The sequence below is a fragment of the Desmonostoc vinosum genome (assembly GCF_059505385.1).
Genome location: NZ_JCACKM010000072.1, coordinates 14,767 through 34,782 on the forward strand (window position 1 = coordinate 14,767; position 20,016 = coordinate 34,782).

At 42.4% G+C, this 20,016-nt stretch carries 21 protein-coding genes; 10 read left to right on the plus strand and 11 right to left on the minus strand.

Annotation, left to right across the window (positions count from 1 at the left end; translation table 11 throughout):
- Nucleotide 1 precedes the first annotated feature (1 nt).
- From AC5JMF_RS12715 to AC5JMF_RS12730, 4 genes are all read right to left on the minus strand, one after another.
- Nucleotides 2-1,405: an NAD(P)(+) transhydrogenase (Re/Si-specific) subunit beta gene (locus AC5JMF_RS12715; protein ID WP_495796084.1), complete on the minus strand. Its 1,404-nt coding sequence runs from the start codon at nucleotides 1,403-1,405 to the stop codon at nucleotides 2-4.
- Nucleotides 1,402-1,695, minus strand: coding sequence for an NAD(P) transhydrogenase subunit alpha part 2 (locus AC5JMF_RS12720; protein ID WP_045872022.1), 294 nt, complete (start codon nucleotides 1,693-1,695; stop codon nucleotides 1,402-1,404). Before AC5JMF_RS12720 ends, AC5JMF_RS12715 begins: the two co-directional genes overlap by 4 nt.
- A gap of 112 nt (nucleotides 1,696-1,807) precedes the next feature.
- A complete protein-coding gene (locus AC5JMF_RS12725) occupies nucleotides 1,808-2,974 on the minus strand; it encodes a Re/Si-specific NAD(P)(+) transhydrogenase subunit alpha (RefSeq protein ID WP_495796085.1) in 1,167 nt (388 codons plus the stop codon).
- A 71-nt stretch (nucleotides 2,975-3,045) separates the two neighbouring features.
- Nucleotides 3,046-3,186, minus strand: coding sequence for a hypothetical protein (locus AC5JMF_RS12730; protein ID WP_495796086.1), 141 nt, complete (start codon nucleotides 3,184-3,186; stop codon nucleotides 3,046-3,048).
- Between the two features lie 698 nt (nucleotides 3,187-3,884).
- Here AC5JMF_RS12730 and AC5JMF_RS12735 point away from each other — a divergent pair.
- The 7 genes from AC5JMF_RS12735 to AC5JMF_RS12765 all read left to right on the plus strand — a co-directional run bounded on the left by AC5JMF_RS12735 (nucleotide 3,885) and on the right by AC5JMF_RS12765 (nucleotide 8,063).
- The gene (locus tag AC5JMF_RS12735; protein ID WP_495796087.1) at nucleotides 3,885-4,397 is read left to right on the plus strand and encodes a DUF2808 domain-containing protein; all 513 of its coding nucleotides are present in this window, start codon (nucleotides 3,885-3,887) and stop codon (nucleotides 4,395-4,397) included.
- A gap of 167 nt (nucleotides 4,398-4,564) precedes the next feature.
- Complete coding sequence (gene rpmH / locus AC5JMF_RS12740) at nucleotides 4,565-4,699, plus strand: 50S ribosomal protein L34 (protein WP_495796088.1); 135 nt, start codon at nucleotides 4,565-4,567, stop codon at nucleotides 4,697-4,699.
- A 26-nt stretch (nucleotides 4,700-4,725) separates the two neighbouring features.
- Nucleotides 4,726-5,133 carry a ribonuclease P protein component gene (rnpA, locus tag AC5JMF_RS12745; RefSeq protein WP_495796089.1) on the plus strand — a complete coding sequence of 136 codons (408 nt, stop codon included), beginning with the start codon at nucleotides 4,726-4,728 and terminating at the stop codon, nucleotides 5,131-5,133.
- Nucleotides 5,120-5,512, plus strand: coding sequence for a PH domain-containing protein (locus AC5JMF_RS12750; protein ID WP_495796090.1), 393 nt, complete (start codon nucleotides 5,120-5,122; stop codon nucleotides 5,510-5,512). Before rnpA ends, AC5JMF_RS12750 begins: the two co-directional genes overlap by 14 nt.
- Nucleotides 5,513-5,771: 259 nt before the next feature.
- Nucleotides 5,772-6,917, plus strand: coding sequence for a membrane protein insertase YidC (yidC, locus tag AC5JMF_RS12755; protein WP_495796091.1), 1,146 nt, complete (start codon nucleotides 5,772-5,774; stop codon nucleotides 6,915-6,917).
- A gap of 2 nt (nucleotides 6,918-6,919) precedes the next feature.
- Nucleotides 6,920-7,435 carry a Jag family protein gene (locus AC5JMF_RS12760; RefSeq protein ID WP_495796092.1) on the plus strand — a complete coding sequence of 172 codons (516 nt, stop codon included), beginning with the start codon at nucleotides 6,920-6,922 and terminating at the stop codon, nucleotides 7,433-7,435.
- Nucleotides 7,436-7,553: 118 nt separating this feature from the next.
- Nucleotides 7,554-8,063: a YceD family protein gene (locus AC5JMF_RS12765; protein ID WP_495796093.1), complete on the plus strand. Its 510-nt coding sequence runs from the start codon at nucleotides 7,554-7,556 to the stop codon at nucleotides 8,061-8,063.
- A 226-nt stretch (nucleotides 8,064-8,289) separates the two neighbouring features.
- Here AC5JMF_RS12765 and AC5JMF_RS12770 read toward each other — a convergent pair whose 3' ends face one another.
- Entirely contained in the window at nucleotides 8,290-9,663 is a 1,374-nt protein-coding gene (locus AC5JMF_RS12770; RefSeq protein ID WP_495796094.1) for a PrsW family glutamic-type intramembrane protease, read from the minus strand.
- Nucleotides 9,664-10,421: 758 nt separating this feature from the next.
- Between AC5JMF_RS12770 and AC5JMF_RS12775 the strand changes: the two genes are divergently transcribed.
- Complete coding sequence (locus AC5JMF_RS12775; RefSeq protein ID WP_495796095.1) at nucleotides 10,422-12,068, plus strand: ArnT family glycosyltransferase; 1,647 nt, start codon at nucleotides 10,422-10,424, stop codon at nucleotides 12,066-12,068.
- 103 nt (nucleotides 12,069-12,171) lie between these two features.
- On the opposite strand, the gene AC5JMF_RS12780 is transcribed toward AC5JMF_RS12775, so the two are convergent.
- Nucleotides 12,172-12,780 carry a hypothetical protein gene (locus AC5JMF_RS12780; RefSeq protein WP_495796096.1) on the minus strand — a complete coding sequence of 203 codons (609 nt, stop codon included), beginning with the start codon at nucleotides 12,778-12,780 and terminating at the stop codon, nucleotides 12,172-12,174.
- A gap of 358 nt (nucleotides 12,781-13,138) precedes the next feature.
- Here AC5JMF_RS12780 and AC5JMF_RS12785 point away from each other — a divergent pair, with 358 nt between their 5' ends.
- On the plus strand, nucleotides 13,139-14,494 hold the full coding sequence (locus AC5JMF_RS12785; RefSeq protein WP_495796097.1) for a GTP-binding protein: 1,356 nt from the start codon (nucleotides 13,139-13,141) through the stop codon (nucleotides 14,492-14,494).
- A 119-nt stretch (nucleotides 14,495-14,613) separates the two neighbouring features.
- Here AC5JMF_RS12785 and AC5JMF_RS12790 read toward each other — a convergent pair whose 3' ends face one another.
- The gene (locus tag AC5JMF_RS12790) at nucleotides 14,614-14,745 is read right to left on the minus strand and encodes a hypothetical protein (protein ID WP_495796098.1); all 132 of its coding nucleotides are present in this window, start codon (nucleotides 14,743-14,745) and stop codon (nucleotides 14,614-14,616) included.
- A gap of 150 nt (nucleotides 14,746-14,895) precedes the next feature.
- Here AC5JMF_RS12790 and AC5JMF_RS12795 point away from each other — a divergent pair, with 150 nt between their 5' ends.
- Entirely contained in the window at nucleotides 14,896-15,147 is a 252-nt protein-coding gene (locus tag AC5JMF_RS12795) for a Calvin cycle protein CP12 (RefSeq protein ID WP_495796099.1), read from the plus strand.
- Here AC5JMF_RS12795 and AC5JMF_RS12800 read toward each other — a convergent pair.
- The 4 genes from AC5JMF_RS12800 to AC5JMF_RS12815 form a co-directional block, all read right to left on the minus strand.
- Complete coding sequence (locus tag AC5JMF_RS12800) at nucleotides 15,144-15,962, minus strand: TlyA family RNA methyltransferase (protein ID WP_495796100.1); 819 nt, start codon at nucleotides 15,960-15,962, stop codon at nucleotides 15,144-15,146. The genes AC5JMF_RS12795 and AC5JMF_RS12800 overlap by 4 nt on opposite strands.
- Nucleotides 15,963-16,397 (minus strand): DUF29 family protein, encoded by a 435-nt coding sequence (locus AC5JMF_RS12805; protein WP_495796101.1) that lies wholly within the window; start codon nucleotides 16,395-16,397, stop codon nucleotides 15,963-15,965.
- A gap of 160 nt (nucleotides 16,398-16,557) precedes the next feature.
- Nucleotides 16,558-19,245, minus strand: coding sequence for a WG repeat-containing protein (locus tag AC5JMF_RS12810; protein WP_495796102.1), 2,688 nt, complete (start codon nucleotides 19,243-19,245; stop codon nucleotides 16,558-16,560).
- Nucleotides 19,246-19,497: 252 nt separating this feature from the next.
- Nucleotides 19,498-19,794 carry a hypothetical protein gene (locus tag AC5JMF_RS12815; protein WP_495796103.1) on the minus strand — a complete coding sequence of 99 codons (297 nt, stop codon included), beginning with the start codon at nucleotides 19,792-19,794 and terminating at the stop codon, nucleotides 19,498-19,500.
- Nucleotides 19,795-20,016 lie beyond the last annotated feature (222 nt).

Here is a 20,016-nt window from a genome sequence, read left to right on the forward strand (position 1 = left end):
TTTACAACTGCTTCACCTCAGACACCAATTTCGACACCATATCTTTGGCGCTGCCAAATAGCATCGTAGTTTTATCCTTGTAGAACAACTCATTATCTACACCAGCAAAACCTGTACTCATCCCGCGCTTAATCACAATTGTTTGCTTCGCCCGATCTACTTCCAAAATCGGCATACCATAAATCGGACTATTTGTATCACTCCGCGCCGCCGGATTTACCACATCATTTGCCCCAATCACTAAAGCCACATCCGCTTGCTCAAACTGGGGATTAATATCATCCATGTCATATAGCTGGGTATAGGGCACATTCGCCTCAGCCAGCAACACATTCATGTGTCCCGGCATTCTACCCGCAACAGGGTGAATCGCATACTTAACATCAACACCCATCCGTTCTAACTGATCTGACAGTTCGCGTACACTGTGCTGTGCTTGTGCGACAGCCATCCCATAACCAGGTACAATCACCACAGAACGAGCATAACCCAACATCATCGCTCCTTCTTCGGGATCAATGCTGCGGACGGTTTGATCTATAGCAGCACTGCCAGCACCACCGCCAGCAGCACCTGCTGTACCAAAAGCACTGAACAGTACGCTAAATAGCGAACGGTTCATTGCCTTACACATAATTTCGGTGAGGATGATCCCCGATGCACCCACCAACGCCCCTGCGATGATCAACATATTATTCATCACCACAAACCCGGCGGCGGCGGCGGCTATTCCAGATAAAGAGTTTAACAGCGAAATTACTACGGGCATATCACCACCACCAATGGGGATGACGAACATTACACCCAACACCAAAGAAACGGCAACCACTGCCAAGAATATTGGTAGGCTGTCTGGTGTGACAATTAAGTAGGCACTACCTAACACATAAGTACCCAACAGCAACAAGTTAAATGGTTGCTGAAACGGGAATGTAATTGGTGAACCACTAATTAAACCTTGCAATTTTGCAAAGGCAAGAAAACTACCTGTGAAGGTAACACCACCAATCAACACATCCAACAACATAGAAATGTTGACATCTAGGGGTATTGGTTGAGAATTCCCCAACAACCGCCAGAATTCAGCCACAGCAACCAATGCCGAAGCTGCACCGCCCAAACCGTTGAGTAAACCCACCATTTGGGGCATTTCTGTCATTTGTACTTTGTAGGCTGCGATCGCACCAATCACCGAACCAATCGCCAAGCCCAACACAATCATCTCGTAATTCAACACATGCTGATCCAGCATTGTCGCTACGATTGCCAGTAACATTCCCACTGCGGCGATGACGTTACCGTTCCTAGCTGTAGCAGGTGATCCCAGCTTTTTCAAACCCAGAATAAATAAAGACGCAGCGACTAAGTACGTCAGCTGAATCCCAGTTGGTAAAAAGTCGCTCACGCCTTAATCTCCTTTTTCTTGAACATTTGCAGCATTCTGTCTGTGACGAGAAAGCCACCCACAACGTTAACTGTTGCCAATACCACAGCAATCAAACCGAGAATCACTGCGACGCTTGTCTCTCTAGCACCAGAAGCTACTATCGCCCCAAGTACAGCAATTCCAGAAATCGCATTTGATCCCGACATTAAAGGCGTGTGCAGAGTGGGTGGGACTTTGTTGATGACTTCAAAACCGATAAAAGACGCCAAAACAAATACAAACAAAGCAGCAAGTAATGCTTCCGACATTCAAAAAACTCCTCTTGGGGAATGGGGAATAAGGGTACTGGGGAATGGGGAATGGATGAAAAATGCTGCCAATTCCCTATTCCTTACTGTTCATTGATAACTGTTCCCTAATTTATGCTGCGCCTACGCTGCTGACAGATTGTAGGGCATCGCGTACGCGTTGATTGCGAATTTCACCTGCGTGGGTAATGCAAGCTGCATCGACAATATCGTCAGCAAAGTTGACGAACAAAGCTTTGTCTTTGATTAACAGTTGCATTAACGATGTCAAGTTCTTGGCATACAATTGGCTGGCGTGGACTGGCATCGATGAAGGGAGATTAATCGGCCCGATGATGGTGATGCCATTCCAGACGATATCTTTACCGGGTTCGGTGCAGGCACAGTTACCGCCTTGCTCAGCAGCTAAATCTACAATTACTGAACCTGGTTTCATTTGTGCCACCATTTCCTCTGTGACGAGCCGTGGTGCTTGTTTGCCAGGTACTTGGGCAGTAGTAATTACGACATCGGCATTTTTGACGTGTTCGGCCACAACTTCTTGGGTGCGTTGTTTGCTAGCTTCGGAAATTTCTTTAGCGTAACCACCAGTGGTGGCTGTTTCTTCTTCTAGCTTGACTTCGACGAATTTCGCCCCTAAGCTTTGCACTTCTTCCTTCACAGCCGGACGGATATCAAAGGCTTCTACCACTGCCCCCAAACGTCTAGCGGTGGCGATCGCTTGCAATCCTGCCACACCTGCACCCATGATAAATACTTTAGCAGGGGCGATCGTGCCTGCGGCTGTGGTTAACATGGGGAAATATTTGGGTAATGCGGCAGCAGCAATCAATACTGACTTGTAACCTGCTAAGGATGCTTGCGAAGACAAAGCATCCATACTTTGTGCCCTGGTAGTACGGGGGATCAGTTCCATACTCAAGGCTGTTACTTTCTTATCTGCCAGTTGCTGTGCTACCACAGGATTTCCTAAAGGATTGAGGAAGCTGATTAATACAGCACCTTCCCGCAGCAATTCGATTTCTGAGCGTCCATTTTCTCTTTCTTGAGGAGGGCTAACTTTCAGTAAAATATCTGCTTCGCCCCATAATGTTGCTGTATCGTGGATAATTTTAGCCCCTGCTGCTTCATAAGCAGTATCACTAAAAAAAGATCGCTCTCCTGCACCTGTTTCTACCCACACTTCCAAACCTTGCTTTACCAATCGGGCAACAGTATCAGGAATTAATGCCACACGACGCTCACAAACTTCAATTTCTTTAGCAACTGCTATTCTCATGAAATCTCCTAGATATAAATACCTAAATCTCTACTAAGTAAGCTATTTACCCAATGCGGTAAGTTCCGTATTCATAGTGCCGATGTGGGAACTATCAACAACGGCTTTGTACTTGTAGATTGAACTTGGAACTTTTGCTCTCTTGCTCTTAGTTTTTCTGGCAAAGCCTTAACTTGCCGATGTGCGGATGTTACAGTCTCAGATAGTTGCACACAGGGTTACATGTTGCACATCCTCAATTGATTCCCAAATTTTGCATCTTCGTCTTCGGCTTATTTTAGGGATTCAAAAATTTGGCATTCCTTCTTATATAGTGCAATATGGCTCAAATTTTCCCAGCTTGATTATTTCCAAATCAAATTTTAATAATTGCTACTTTGATTCACGCTCATTTTAAACAATCTATCCCAAGTTAACTGGCGATCGCTGGCAACATGGCTCAATTTTTATAACAAAAATCTTAAATTTAGATACACTTATACATATTCAGAAACACAATCAAATCCCTACTATGGTTCTATAGAGAGCAAAAAAATTGCGGTAATCCCATGTCTTCAAGGGTTCAAGGAATCGCTACCCGTCTTTGAAGTTATGAGTTTTTAGTTATTAGTACTTATGGTTGTTGTGAACTTGTTCTGACATTTCTGGCAAAATTGACTTATCGCCAGCAGATGAAAGTCATGACATGATGACTTCTGGTTTCCTCATCTATCTAAAATACTTAAATTAATGTATAAATATTAACTATTTTCTAAGTGTTATTGCTTGTAAACAAAACTCAAAACCAAGAAGGCACATTTTATTTATATTTAGCGTCCATTGTCAGGAAGTCAGTAGTAAAGTTTAGTTACGAATAATAACTTAGAGTTATTTTAGATAACAGATTTATGTTTGGTAGAGGAGCCTAATTATGCGACGTTTACTTTCTGCTTTAGCCGTGACTAGCTGTCTACTAACTGGTTTACCGACTACAACCTTGGCACAAAGCCTGCCAGGATTTACGCTATTTAGCGGCATCAAAAGTGAAAATCAACTGCCTTTCCGCTTAGATTTTGGCGGACAAGCCAATGCTTGGGATCGTTACATACTGAGAATTCCACCCCAAAAGATGAAATTGGCAGTTGCTCAGTTTGCTATTACCTACCCAAATTATTACAAGGGAAACTTTGACCCCAAAGAAATTGAAGTCCGAGTTAAAGGCAAAAAAGTTAAGCTTTCAGAAGTGAAGTGGGACAAAGAAGGTAAGCTAATCAACATCTATCCCGAAGAACCAGTGCCAGCAGGCAGCAGAGTTGAGCTAGTCTTATCTAACGTGAAAAATCCAACTTTTGGCGGCACTTTCTACTTCAATTGTCAGGTTCTCTCTCCCGGCGAAGTTCCACTATTACGTTACTTGGGAACATGGATTTTGAGCATTTCGTAAATCAAAGGTCAAAAAGAGGAAACCACAAAAGTTAAGAGTCAATAGTCAGAAAGTTTTTGACTTTTGGATTCTTGACTTTTTTACTGAAAGTCTCTAGTTTGTGAAGCAATGATGATATATTAATAGATTGTGGCTTTTTATAAAAAATCTTCTAAGAGGAGAACAGTATGCAGAGAACTTTGGGCGGCACTTGCCGTAAGAGAAAAAGAACCTCTGGGTTTCGTGCCAGAATGCGAACACCAGACGGTAGAAACGTCATCAGAGCTAGGAGAAGAAGAGGACGCCATCGTTTGAGCGTCTAGGATACTTTAAGTGATAGAAAGCGGCTGTGGCTTTGCCCAAAGCAAATCGACTCAAATCTCGACATGATTTCCAGGCAGTTTTCCGCGAAGGAATTCGGCGTCATGGTTCTTATTTGACATTAAGAGCCTTAAAACCGTTATCTGTAAAAGAGCCTTCTGGTGTGGATGCTGCCACCCAAACTTTAAATCTTGCCAGTACGCAAATTGGCATTTCAATTAGCACAAAAGTTAGCAAAAGAGCAGTAGTTCGCAACCGCATCAAACGGCAGATTGCAGTAGCCCTATATGAGTTATTGCCCAAACTATCGCCAGGATGGCGGCTAGTGGTCGTTGTGAAACCCACAGTGTTAGAAACTAAGTGCGTAAGCCAACAATTTCTGCAAGAATTAGAGCAGTTGTTGGCACAAGCCGAGGTACTCAATGGGCATTCGTGAAGAAGTTTATTATGAAGGCGGCCCCCACATTGGGGATTTGATTCTCAACCTGCTGATTGGGCTAACCATCGTTGGGATACCATTGACAGTTGGGGCAATTGTCAGGGCATTGTGGCTACGCTTCCGCATTACAGACCGCCGAATTTCTGTCATGGGGGGCTGGATGGGACGCGATCGCACTGATATCATTTACTCAGAAGTTGTCAAAATCGTCAAAGTTCCCCGTGGTATTGGCTTTTGGGGAGATATGGTACTAACCCTGAGAAACGGTAGCCGTTTAGAATTGCGAGCAGTTCCTAAGTTTCGGGAAGTCTACGACTACATAAATGAAAAAGTTACCGCCAAAAATCCCGAATATAGCAGCGCTGCTAATCAGTGAGGGAGCAGGGGGATGTGGTTCGACTTCGCTCACCAACCGGGAGATGAGGGAGATGAGGGAGACGAGGGAGATGAGGGAGAAATATAATTACCAATCCCCAATCCCCAATCCCCAATCCCCAATCCCCAGTCCCCAGTCCCCAGTCCCCAATCCCCACCCTTGTGCGGCAATCCGTAGTCATGAGCAGTCGCAGAGGAATTAAGATTTAGATAAACTTAGATTCAGTCAGTTTACAGTACCTCAGGTTGAATTCAGAATAATGGATTTTGGTATCGGGTTTCTCTCGAACAACGTGATGCTGCCAATCATAGATTTTTTCTATGGTATTTTACCTAGCTATGGATTGGCGATCGTTGCCTTGACATTGATAGTCCGCTTCGCGCTCTATCCCCTGAGTGCTGGCTCAATTCGCAATATGCGGCGGATGCGAATTGTACAACCTCTGATGCAGAAGCGGATGGCAGAAATCAAGGAGCGCCATAAAGACAATCCGCAAAAGCAGCAGGAGGAAATGGTCAATGTCCAAAAGGAATTTGGCAACCCATTAGCCGGATGTTTGCCACTACTGTTGCAAATGCCAGTTTTACTAGCACTGTTTGCCACTTTGCGGGGTTCACCTTTTGCTGGGGTGAACTACTCGGTCAATTTGCAAATCTTTCCCGCCGAACAAATTGAACGAATTCAACCGCAAGCCTTTGCTACCCAACCCCAAAACATCTACATTGCTGATGGCGAACACTCTCGCGTCACTGCTATCCTCCCTGGAGGTAATAAACTGGCAGTGGGGGAGCAAACTAAGATTCAATATCAGACTCTAGAAGGCAAACCATTTCAGGTACTCTTAGCAGAACACCCAGAAAATAAGTTAACTCCTGAATGGAAGGTAATCAAAGGTGAAGATCGCATCAAAATTGATGCTCAAGGCAATATAGAAGCCTTACAACCGGGAGATGTGACGATTCAAGGTACAATTCCTGGTCTGGCAGCAGACAAAGGATTTTTGTTCATTGATGCCTTGGGTAGGGTTGGGGCGATCGATCCCGACGGTATGATTCATTGGGATATCGTCGCTATGGTCATCTTCTTCGGGATCAGTCTCTACGTTAGCCAAATACTTTCTGGTCAAAATTCCAGTGGTGGCAACCCACAGCAAGACACAGTAAATAAAATCACCCCAGTCATCTTTTCTGGGATGTTTTTGTTTTTCCCCTTGCCAGCTGGGGTACTGATGTATATGGTAATTGGTAACATTTTCCAAACCCTTCAAACTTATATCCTTTCCCGTGAACCCTTACCAGAAGAACTACAAAAAATCGTAGAATCTCAGGAGAAGGAAACAGCAAGCGCAGAACAAAAGGCGTTGCCCTTTGAACCAAAAAGTTCCAAGAAAAAAGCTACAAGCTGAACATGAGCAACAATCCCATGCAACGAGGTCAGCAGTGGTTAAAAACACTGCTCGAACTCTTTGGGATATCTGCTGAGATTAAGGGTAATTTAGAAATTGCTCAATCTCAAGAAGACGATTCCCAAGAACCAGATAATTACTGGTTGACGATTGATCAAACCAACTTGCAGCCAGAACAAATCCAACTGCTGATTGGCCCTGATGGTTCTGTATTGGATGCCATTCAATATCTAGCTAACTCTGTTCTTAACCTCAACCAACTGCAAGAAGGGCAAGCCTCTTATACCATTGAGTTGGATGGCTACCGCGTCAAAAGACAAGCAGAAATTCGAGCATTAGCAGAAACTGCTGCCCAAGAGGTACGTTCTTTTGGTAGAGAAGTCGAAATTAAATCTCTGAGTTCAGCTGAACGGCGTCAAGTCCACACATTCCTCAAAGACTTTGGGGATTTGGAAACTTTTAGTCGTGGCAAAGAACCGCATCGTCATCTAGTTGTCCGGCCAGCAGGCGAACCATAACATGCTAATTAATATAGCTAATTTCTACTTTCACTAAAAAGTTAAACTTAAAGATGTATTATCAGTAATTATGCTGATAATTGGCATAAGTTTTCCTGAGTATATTTTCATTAATCCTATGGACGCAATCTATATTCCGCAGCTTACTAAAGCACCGGAGCGGACAGAGGAAGTTGAAGTTAAGGAATTTTTGCCTGGTCTAGAAACTTTAACGCCAGTCCGTGGCCGGGTGCGTGTACAGCATCACGGCAATTATTTGGAAGTATCTGGTCAAGCAGAAGCAATTATTACTTGTACCTGCAATCGCTGCTTACAGCAGTACAATTATCGTTTAGTAGTTGATACGAAGGAAATCATCTGGTTAGACGAAGTTGCTAATCAGTTTAATGATTTGCCACTAGAACGAGAAGTAGCTATGGAAGATTTGATAGAAACTTTATCACCCGATGGTTACTTTTATGCTAATGAGTGGCTGTACGAGCAGATGTGCTTAGAAATGCCTCAGCGCCAGCTATGTAACCTCAACTGTCCAGGTATTTTGAACAAGACTATTAATAATACTTCGGAACAGCCACTTGATCATCGCTGGGCTTCTTTAGAGGCTCTGAAAAAGCAACTGCCAGGATAATATCAAGTTTAGTTGTAGACTTATCGTTAAGACTGACGCGGGGATGGGGGGACGGGGAGATGCGGAGATTTTGGAATTATGAAAAGCAATTTCCCAATTTCTTGAAAGAAATCGGGAATTGTGAAAACTCAAAACTAATGTAACAGCGATCGCCTATCTTGCGGTAAGCTAATAATCATTCAAATTGCATCTCCGCGTCACCCCATCACCGCGTCACCGCGTCGCTTTACTTAGGCCCTAAAAAGCGAGTAGCAAAATTTTGCGATCGCGTTGGTGACAGTGCCCGAGCTTTGAGAATTGCCGCCATCAAAAAGGCGTAAGATAAAACTCCTACAACTACCAGCAGCAAAGTATTGATAGAGCCTGTAGCGTTCCATAAAGCGTGTAGTGCGGAGGCACTGAGATAACCAACTAGGAGGATTTGCCAACTTCTACTAGGTTTGAGAACTGCTAATCCAATGAAATACCCCAGGTATCCACTGTAAGCCATATGTCCTGCCACTGAGCCTAAGATGCGCGGAATCAGCAATTGCAAACCCACTAATTGACCCGCAGCTCCTATACCCACCTGTTGTGCGACGTTGCGAGTCACTTCTGGCACATATTGACCTAGAGTTTCCAATAGAGTAAAACCTACAGCAGAAGCCGTTCCCAACAGAATGCCATCTAAAGGTTCCCAAACACCTACACGTTCCCGCCAAGGTGAGGACAGTAATCGACCGAGAGCAAATGCACCCAATATAGGCAATGCTTTGAGTAATTCTTCCATCAACCCCGCACCAAAGAACATCCGCACTAGCAACTCTGTAAAGGTGATTGGTTCTTGAGCTGAGGGTAAGCTTCCAGGGAGAATCCCACGAAACACAAAGATAAATAAATCTAATAGGGGACTGAGCAAAATTAGGCAAGTACCCAATGCTGCACCTACTAGCACCCACCAAGGCTTTTGTTTACCGCAAAGTTGGTAAACGAAATAATAAGCAGCAAAAGCTATGTAAGTCGCCACAATCAATTGATTGAGTTGGGGTTGACCTACTGTACGAAACATCAGCACCACGAATACGACTGTGAGAATTCCTGGTACAAGGTAAGCTTTGCGAGTTAAATCTTTACCAGTAGAAATAATTGGAAATAGTTGAGTAAAGCTAACTGAATCAACCTTTGACTGTGTTGGATAGTTCGCCGCCGATGGCAGTGGCGGAACTTGGTTAACTGTCGTTACAGTTGGCAGGGAAGTTGCTTCATACTCAAAAACATATTGTGGCCCATCAGAGCCTAAAGAAATGCGATCGCCAGGGTGTAATTCTTGACATCCATATAATCGTTGCCCATTCAAATAAGTGCCGTTAGCGCTATTCAAATCGCAAATTACCCAACTGAGTTGATTATCTGGGGATGAAGAGAGGGGACGAACCACTGCATGACGACGAGATACCATCCGGTACATCATGGCATCCAAGACAACTTGGCAGCTGGGGTCTCGTCCAATTACCACCTCTTTAGTAGGGAACAGCGAGTAGCGAGATTCTGACCCAAAAGCTGCTCCATTACCAGACACTAGCCGCAGAAATGCATTATGTCTTGCGTTTTTGCCTGTCATCGAGTTAGAGTGCGTTTCTAAAGTAATTGTTAAAATACTTTGGCAGTAGGACTTAACCTTAATCACATTAACAGCAACATTGCTAAATACACTATAGCTTTACTTACTGCTAATAAATTTAAAATTATTGAAGTTCTGAATCAGCGAAAGCCACTATTCAGACTTCTCTCAAAACCCTTAATTTTCAATTGTTTCACATATCTAATTTTCTTAAGCGTTTTAGCTACTGTAACTTTGCTCTGAGCCTAGTCTATCAGTTGTATTAGTCAGAGTGTATGGGTCATGTACTCTTGACACTCTACTGTAAATTCAACAAACAGTAATTTATCAAAAAATAGTAGCTTTCACCACATTTATTTACATTCAAAAAATATAAAATTTCTAGTGGTCTATTGTTTTATATTTTTTGTTACTCACTATCGACTATTAAATACTGATAACTTGCAACTAGTCTAAATTATTCAAGAAGACAAGGAATGGGGAACTTGTGCTGAGCGAAGTCGTACCCTGCGGGATCTTGCTAGGCGTTAGCGTCTCCGACAGGAGAAGTATGGGGAATAAGTAACCACAGCGGAATTATAAGTTTGATTTTATACTAATCAACGTTTGCGATAGATAAGGTATAGATACACAAAAAAGCCTTGATATAATCAGCTGCCAATACTTTTTTATATTTAGGTAGTCCAATGTGGTATTCTCAAGACGCGTTCTGGAGAATTTATCGCAAGTATTGATATCAAGGGTAAGGATTTGAGTAAATGCAAATAGCTCAGAAATGGTTGGCACAAAAAACTAATCAGTTAGTGCTTTGTTTGCTGGTTGGGGGACTGCTGTTTCGCGGCTTAATTGCTTACTGGTTTTATCCTAGCTTTGATGAAGCTTACTACTATCTTTATAGTTTACATCTTGACTGGAGCTATTTCGATCACCCAGTTCTCGTAGCGCTGACAACTGGTTTTGGGCCGTGGTTGACTGGTGTTGTCTCTCAATTTACGATTCGCTTGGGAGCGCTGCTTGGGCACACCGGCAGTTTGATACTATTATATTTGACTAGCAAAAGACTATTTTCTGCTCAAGCTGCCAGATTGACATTAGCGATCGTCACCATCAGCCCAATTTTTTTGGTTGGCTTTGGCATTCTGAGTTTACCTGACAGTCCACTCATGTTTTTTTGGTCAGCCAGTTTATACTGTGCGACTAGTGAGTTTTTTCGGCAGCCAGAAACTCAAAAACCCAGTCACCGAAATTCATACATTCCCAGCTATCGCTTAGCAATTTTAGGTATTTTGGTGGGATTAGCTTGTCTCAGCAAATACCATGGTTTTTTATTGGGATTGGGGTTGATTGGTTTTTGTTTAACAAGTCCACCGCACCGCTGTGTAATACGTTCCCCTTGGGCATGGCTAGGACTAGGCTTGTTTCTTGTTACGATCTTCCCGATTGTGTTTTGGAATATACAGCATGATTGGGTATCCTTTCGCTTTCAATCAGAACGAGCAGTTCCCAGAAGTGGCTATAGTTTTTTGAGTGTGGTAGTTGTTTGTTTGGCACAGGTAGTTTACTTGTTTCCAACTATAGGATTACCGCTTTGGTGGGTGAGTTTGGGGGCAGTGTTTTTGAGAAGAATTCCAGTTTTTTCTCACAAATCATTAGTCTGTGAGAAATATTTCCCAGCGAGTCAGCTATTAATTCTATGGGTTTCGTTGCCAGTAATTTTTGGGTTTACTCTGATCGGAGGATATCGACAAATTTTACCAGCATGGTCGATGCCAGGATTTTGGGGGATAACTTTGCTCTTAGGACAACAAGCAGTGATTTGGGAACAGCAATCCCGGCGTTCGGTACGACGATGGCTTTTAGGTTCAGGGATAATGGTGAGTAGTATTTTACTCATTGCTCTATTGCAAGTAACGACAGGTATATTGCAAAAGCCGAGTCAATATGCTCTGATGGGCGGGTTTTTGCCTCCCAAGAATGACCCCTCTACAGAACTGATTGATGTTCAGCAACTCCGGCGTGGTTTTGCTGCGTCTACAATCTTCGGTGCAGCGTTACAGAATTCTAGCTTTATTTTTACGAATCGTTATTATATAGGCGGGCCAATTGCTATGGCTCTCAAACCCGCAGATCAAATACCGATTACCTGCTTTGATATTGGTAAGGATTTACGCGGCTTTGCTTTTTGGTCTAGGGCTGAGCAATGGTTGGGAAAAGATGCGTTGTATATTACGACTTCGCCTTTTAATCTCAGAAAAGATTTAATGAGTAATTATCGAACTTACTTTAGTAGCTTGAGTGAGATTGAAACAATACCGATTCGGCGTGGTGGGGTTGTTGTCAATGTTGTTTATATTTATCAGGCGAAGAAACTTCTCAAGCCTTATCCCCGGTCTTATGGAATATAAATACTGCTGTTTTGACATCTACCCCATGCCTGAAGGGAGAAGATTCTAAAAAGTTGCCTTGTGAAATTTTCTGCTTCCACAAGTCGGCTTACTTGGAGGGCTTTCAATGCGATCGCGGCTGCATCATCGCTGCCAAAAACGAAAGCACGTCTTCCAGTGGAGGCAAGGTATATTCATTGAGATCAATCGTCACAGTTGTTTTGTCTAGGGCGATGAATTTCCACAGTTTCCCCGTCGTCGAAGCCCCATAGATGGTTTGAATGGGATTCCCTTGAACTTCATTAAACTGTTGTGCTGCAACCATTGCCGCTACACATTGAGCAATCCCAGCATTGAGTGAATCTTGTTTAGCTTCCACAATCACCAACACCGGGTCTGTGATTTCTAACAACTCAGGAGAGCCACTAATCAAAAAATCGCAGTAGCCATTGAGACCAGCATCATCATCTACATTGAATTCTTTACCTGAGAAAATGCTAATTTTCTGCTCAAAATGCTCTCTAATTTCAACTAATAAGGGTGCAACAATTAACTCAGACCGAATCTTTTCGGTGCCAACTCCCAGCGCCAAATCTAGGTTACGGCGAATCGTTTCTCGCAGATAGTCACTCGGGGCGATCGCTTGAGGCTGAATTACCTGCGATCGCCCTTCGTAAAACTTTAGCCCAAACTGCTTTTTTAACTTTGCAATAGTAAACTTTTGGTAAGACATAATTGGTCAGACAGGACTAGAGTCACGTCTCAACTTTGGGCTGCGCTCAGGTGATCGCGTTGGGGAGCAAGCTGGGAAAATGGGCGATCGCAATCCTACAATATTAGGATAGCTTCCTTGTCAGAAAACTAAAAAACTGAAGTTATAAACTGTTCCACATATAACTTGCATAGTTAGAGCGGGCAAGATGCCCACTCCACAAGAGTTTTATTTAATTTGATTATGTAATTTAGATGTTTTTTAGCTTATCAATCAAGTCAGAAACGGTCGAACAACGATTAGAAATCCTAGAAGCTGAAGTTGCACTTCTCAAGAATCAGTTACAAATTATTACTCCTACAAAAAAAGCATTGATATTATGTCGGTTGGTCGTAATCTGCAAGAAACTCATTTAAATCGTGCCCGCGCTAGTCTCAGACAAGCGCTATCTTGGTATGGATATCTTCGCAAGTCAGGACAAAGGCTATCCAATCCAGAATTGGCAGGTTTGGTGAAACCAGAATTGGAAGCTCTGAGTGCAACACTCAATAAGTTAGACTCTAATGTGATTAGAATTGCCGCTTTTGGTTTAGTGAGTCGTGGTAAATCAGCGGTGTTGAATGCTTTGCTAGGAGATAAGGTTCTGCAAACAGGCCCCCTCAATGGTGTGACTCAATGGCCGCGTTCTGTGCGTTGGCAGCCTGGAGGGAAGGTACAAGTAGAGTTAATTGATACGCCGGGGTTAGATGAAATTGCGGGGGAATCACGGGCGCAAATGGCGCGAGAAGTGGCGCGTCAAGCTGATTTGATTTTATTTATCGTGTCTGGTGATATTACGCGCACTGAGTATCAAGCACTGTTGGAGTTGCGGCAAGCACAAAAACCCTTGATTTTGGTCTTTAATAAAATAGACCTTTATCCTGATATAGATCGCTCAGCGATTTATCAAAATTTGCAACAATTGGGTGCGGGACATTCTCAAGCAAAACCTCTGTTGCCCGATGAAATTGTCATGGTGGCGGCGGAACCAGCACCAATGGAAATACGAGCAGAATGGCCTGATGGTAGTGTTGGTTATGAGTGGGAAACGCCACCGCCACAGGTAGACGAACTCAAGCAGACAATTCTCAACATTCTCAATCGTGAGGGGCGATCGCTTCTGGCTTTAAATGCACTCATCCAAGCACGAGATGCAGAAGCTGCGATCGCCCAAAAAACTATCGACTCGCGCGAACAAGAGGCCGAAGACATCATTTGGCAATTCACCAAATACAAAGCCGTAGTAGTAGGACTAAATCCCATCGCTATCTTAGATGTGATCGGCGGTACAATTGCCGACTTAGCTTTAATTCGCTCTCTAGCAAGATTGTATGGTCTACCCATGACCAGTTATGAAGCTGGGAAAATTCTCAAAACGATTTTATTTAGTTCCGGTGGCTTACTACTAGGAGAACTAGGCAGTAGCTTTTTGTTAGGTTTGGGTAAGAGTACAGCTGCTATTACCACAGGTGATAATCCCACCAATATTACAGCCTTTGCAGGCAGTGCGATCGCCCAAGCTGGCATTGCTGGTTATGGTGCATATTCTGTTGGCAAGGCTGCTCAAATCTATCTTGAAAAAGGCTGCACTTGGGGACAATTAGGTGTTAGCAGCGTCATTCAAGAAATTCTTTCCCAAGTTGATCAAAAGACAATTTTGTATCGTTTGCAACAAGAATTAAAGATTAATCAATAGTTATTTGTCATTGGTTATTTTCCCCTCATTCCCTACTCCCCACTCCCTACTCCCTACTCCCCATTCATTGAGAATAACTAAGAATTATTTTATTAATTGTTACCATTCGTGAGAGTTTATCAACTTCTATCAAGGTCTTCTGACAATTCATTTACATTATCAATTTCCGATGCAAAATTGAGAAAATGACCGTCTTTGCTGGTAAATACTACTAGCAAAGCTTTGTTACCTTTTTGCCTCAAAAATGACAAGAGGGTAATTCCTACTAGATTTTGCTCAAAAGATGACGGTGTTTACTACCGCATAATTTTGTGAAGCTATCTAAACTGAAGATTGTGAGCTTCTTAAGGTCATTGAAAGCTCAAAGTCTATCTCTGTTAGTAAACAAAGGTGAAAGTATCATGACCACAACCTTAAATTTGGGAAAAGGCGCAAATCTTGAGCAGGTTATTGTCGATGCCATTACCGAAGCTCGTTCTACTTGTGAATTAGACGGTAGTGATTCTGCTGGTTGTGCTGTAGCTTGGGATATTGTGGAAGAATTGCAAGCTGAGAAATCTCACCAACACCAAGCAAAACAACACAAAACCTCTTTGGATAACTATTGCGATCGCCATCCAGACTCAGTAGAGTGTCTCATTTACGATGTCTAATGCTGTCGCAAGTCAGCCATAGCTGATTTGGTCACTTGCTTAATTGCTTCTAACTCAGGCGGTGGAGTTTCATTTTCGGTTCCCAACCACAGAAGAAATTCAATATTTCCAGCAGGGCCTGTTAGCGGCGACCAAGTTAAGCCTCTATATCTCCATCCTAATGCTTGAGATACTTGCAAAACCTGGAAAATAGCATCAGCTTGGTCGTTGGCATCACGGACAACACCTTTTTTACCCACACGAGATTTACCAACTTCAAACTGTGGCTTGACTAACAATACAGCTTCTCTAGGAGCTTTTGTTAGTTGCCACAAAGCAGGCAAAATCTTAGTGAGGGAAATAAATGATACATCAACCACCGCCAAATCAGATACAGGATCATCTTCACCATACAAATCATCTGGTTGTAGTTGTCGCAAGTTAGTACGTTCACGCAAAATTACCCGCGAATCATTTCGCAATCGCCAATCAACTTGTCCGTAACCGACATCAATTCCGTAGACTAATTTAGCTCCAGCTTGCAGGAGACAATCAGTAAAGCCACCTGTAGAAATGCCACCATCGATACAAACACGACCTGCAACTGGAATGGCGAACACAGTTAAGGCTTTGGAAAGCTTTTCTCCACCTCTAGAAACGAAAGGCGATCGCTTTTTAATTTGTATTTGAGATAAAATATTTACTTCTGTACCAGGTTTATCAATCACCTGCATATTAACAGTCACTTCCCCCGCTTGAATTAAACGCTGTGCCAAGGCGCGAGAAGAACATAAATTAAGTTCTATTAATAGTGTATCAAGTCTTTGTTTAGCCAATTAACTTGACTCTCCTGGCGAAATTAAAGCCAAAGCGTAATTTATAATCTCTTTTTTATTAACCAACTTTTCTAACTCTTCTGCTTCATAACGACCTTCTTGTACTTCCAGCGTTGCCTCATCAATGGCATTTAAATAAGCTTCCTCTAAAGTTTCTAATAGTTCATCTAAAGTCAGGTAATAACCTCCAGCTTTGCGACGCTTATTTTCTCGTTGAATTTCTCGAACTGAATTCCGAATTGAGACTTCCCAAGAACGAGTTGTGCAGTTTTCAGCTTGTTGTTTAATGAGATGTAATAGCAAAATTACTGCATAACTACGAATTGTCTTGATGATGTCATTTCGGCTCATTTCTGCCAATTCTGCAACTATAATTAATGCTCCTTGAACATCGCCTTTAAGGAGCAAGTCTTTCAAGGTTAATAATTCCTCCATAATTAGCGCCTCAAGCATAGCAACTTCTATTGTGGCTTTAAATATTATGATCCTTTTGGGACGTGCGGAGTTTTTTCTATAATGATCCTAATATGAGGCTTAAAAAAACACAGCCATGACAGATATTCGGCAGCAAATCGCCATACAACTGGATGCTTGCTTAGCTTCTTAACCATTCTAAAGTCGATTCTTTCATCCGCACCCGCCATTTAAAACGATCGCTAGGATCGAGTTTAATATTTTTTTCCCAAGCTGATAGTGCTTCTTGACCATTCCCAAGCTCATCTAATGTTAAAGCTTTTACACCCCATCCCCAACCATCCTTGGCATAAAGTTCAGTATATTTTTCAAGTGCTTCTATTAGTTGTGGTTCAAAAGATTTATCCCATATCAAAGCCGACCTTAGATCTAGAATGAACATTCTGCGCGAGAAACGATTATGAGGATCAAGTTTAATTGCTTCTTCCCATGCAGGTATTATTTTTACACAGTTCCATGCAGTTTCCATTTTGAAGAGAATCAATGCTTTACGTTCCCATGACCAAGCACTTTTCGGATCTATTTTGATGGCGTTATCATACATTTTTAGTGCTGCTTTGGGTGAGAAAAATTCTATTACGAAACCTGCAAATTGCAAGATTAATGCTGGTTTATAAATCAGATAAACAATACCAGCAATCAACAGAGGTAATACTGTATACCAACGATCAAATAAATACCAACCACCCGCAGAGAATTCCTCAGAAATTCCTAAAGCAAGGGTAAAAGCAATAGGAATAAGAAAGAGTAAATGGGCTATTGAGATAAAGGGTAACAGAAAGCAAATAAAAAATAGTCCAATTAAAGATATAATTCCACTGCGATTTCGTAACCTCAATGGTAGCCAAACACCAATAATTCGAGAACCATCTAATGGCGGAATTGGTAGTAAATTCAACAGCGCCATGAAAAACTGTAAATTAATAAAAATAGCGATAAATGCACAGAACCAGTGTGGTAAATTCCCAGCAATGCTGAAATGAAATATGGGAACTAATAGCAATCCAAAAAGTATGCTAGCAATGGGGCCTGCTGCGGCTGTAGCACTTGACCACAAGCGATTGCGAATTTCATCAAATTCAATATAAACTGCTGCACCAGGTAAAGCTATTCCACCTGTGACTAAGAAAATTCCTGGCAGGATGATACTGTGTAGAGGATTGATGTATCGACTGGGATTAAAGCTTAAATAACCTTTATCTTTGACAGAGCGATCGCCACCCCAATATGCTACTATTGCATGTCCAAACTCATGAAAGCTAATAGCGACAATCCACAACAAACACGCCATCACTGAAACCAGTAGTTTAATCCTAGCTGGATAGAACTTGCTAAGTGAATTTGGAGTAATGCTTTTGGGAAATATTTTACCCTCACTATTGATATAAAGATATTCATCCCAATTATTTCCTTGTTCAATAACCCCATTTTGACGAACTACTTGAGCAACTCCGTATTGGTCTAATTGCTCACACTCAGTAAATTGAGGTTGAATGATGAATTTACCAGTTTTGTCTATGTATCCACATTTACTATCTTTTGCGACAGCTGCAAGCCCGTTAGAAAAACGACTTTTTAGCACTTCTTTTGAAGACGGGTTAAACTGCTGGGCACGCAATTTCTCTATTGAAGATAAGTTAACCTGCAAGCCACGCTCTTGCAATAATGATTTCCATGTTTCAAGTATAAAAGTAGGTTTTTTCTCATAAATAGTGGCCAACTTGGGATCTATCTGAAACTCTGGTTTAATCACAATTTTGCCAGTTGTGTTGATAAAACCAATCTTGCCATTAGAAACTACTAAAGCACGTTCTTCAATGAAGCTATCAGCATAATCAAATTGCGGGCTAATAATGAACTTGCCAGTTCTGTTAATATAGCCCCATTTTTCATCTACTCGAACAGCTGCTAATCCTTGTGAAAAGCCTTGACAGCCATCAAATTGTGGTTCGATGACCGCTTTTCCTTGTTTATTCTGAAAACCACATTTTTCTGCTGCTGAATAACCAAAATCATATTCAGAGGTGGCAACTACAGGTGTAACATCGCGTCCTTGCTGTTTAGCCCACAACGGTACTTTAATAATGGCGAGTTCTTCCTGAAACTCCTTAGCTAACTTGGGTGGATTGTTAAAGTCGCCTACCACCAGCCCTGATTTATCCCGGTATGATGTAACCCTGTATGTTTTGGGATCGCGGAACGTCGCTATGCCTTGAAAAAACTGGATCGAGAATGTGTCCGCAAGCTCAAATCGGGACTTATAGAACACTGGTTGAATCCATTTGCCTTCTGGGTTGATAGCGCCCCACAAACCATTAACTTTAACAGTTGCGATACCACCAGAAAATTGCTGTACTTTATCGTATTGGTAAGGGATTACTAACTTTCCACTTTGGTTGATAAATCCCCATTTACCGTTAAGTTTGACACCTACCAATCCTTCCGAAAAAGAACTTGATAACCAATCATCATCAATATGAAAAGAACTTGATTCACCAACTTTATCGAACTGGGGAGAAATGCTGATCTGTCCTTGAAGGTTGATGAATCCCCATTTATTATTGACACGTACAGGTGCAAATCCCTCAGAAAATTTTCCTGCGTAATCAAACTGAGGTTGGACAACTAATTGTGCGGCTTGATTGACATATGCATATCCGCTTCTATTTCTTCCCATGAAAAATTGAACGGGATATAAATTTTCCGTTTTGGTTTCATATCCCTTTTGCAACACACTCATGGGATATAATTTTTCAGTCTGGGATATGTGGATAATTTGAAAAGCGATCGCACTAACTAATGCGAGCATAAATAGAACAAGCAACCAAGTCCTTCTCTGGAATACCATTTAGTAGAACTTCTCCTGAACCAGTGGCCTGACATGAAGATTATGACAGGTTGTGGTAATTGGTACTATGCATAAAAGTGCATCAGCCGACATCAAGTTCAGGTAATCACTTAATTATTCAAAACTCTCCGCGTCCCCGCGTCAATCCTAATGATAAGTTTTCATTTTTCGATTTTACACCCAGTCCCCAGTCCCTTTTACGCGAACTTGATATTACTCCCAAGTTGACACATCTCGCAGTGTACTGGGAATTTCCCCTTGAGATTGGGGAAACTCCAGCACAGTTTCAGAGTAACCTAAATATCCAGATTCGGTAAACGATAAAAGCATCCGCGAAAGCGCCAGCCAAACCTCTGGTTCATATTCCCAATCACGATAGCGCGTAGCTTTCCCAGCAATTGAACGCAAGGCCCAAAAATAGGAATTTCTCACCACAGAACCGCCTTTTTTAAACTCTGGTAAGTCCTCGTGGTGAATAAAAAGCACTTGATTTTCAATCCTGGCTCTCATTTCGCCATTGTATCAGTTTTAAGAGAGCAGAGGGCTAGAGGTGAGGGGGATGAGGGAGATGAGGGAGACGCAAAGACACGGGGAATAATCAATAACAAATGACGTAAAGCCTGCGGCATAGCTACGCTTAGAGCGTAGCGGTAGCGAGTCCGCGATAGCGTTAGCGTAGCGGTAGCGTTAGCGAGTCATCGAGCGTCGGTACGAGCGTCAGCGTAAAGCCTG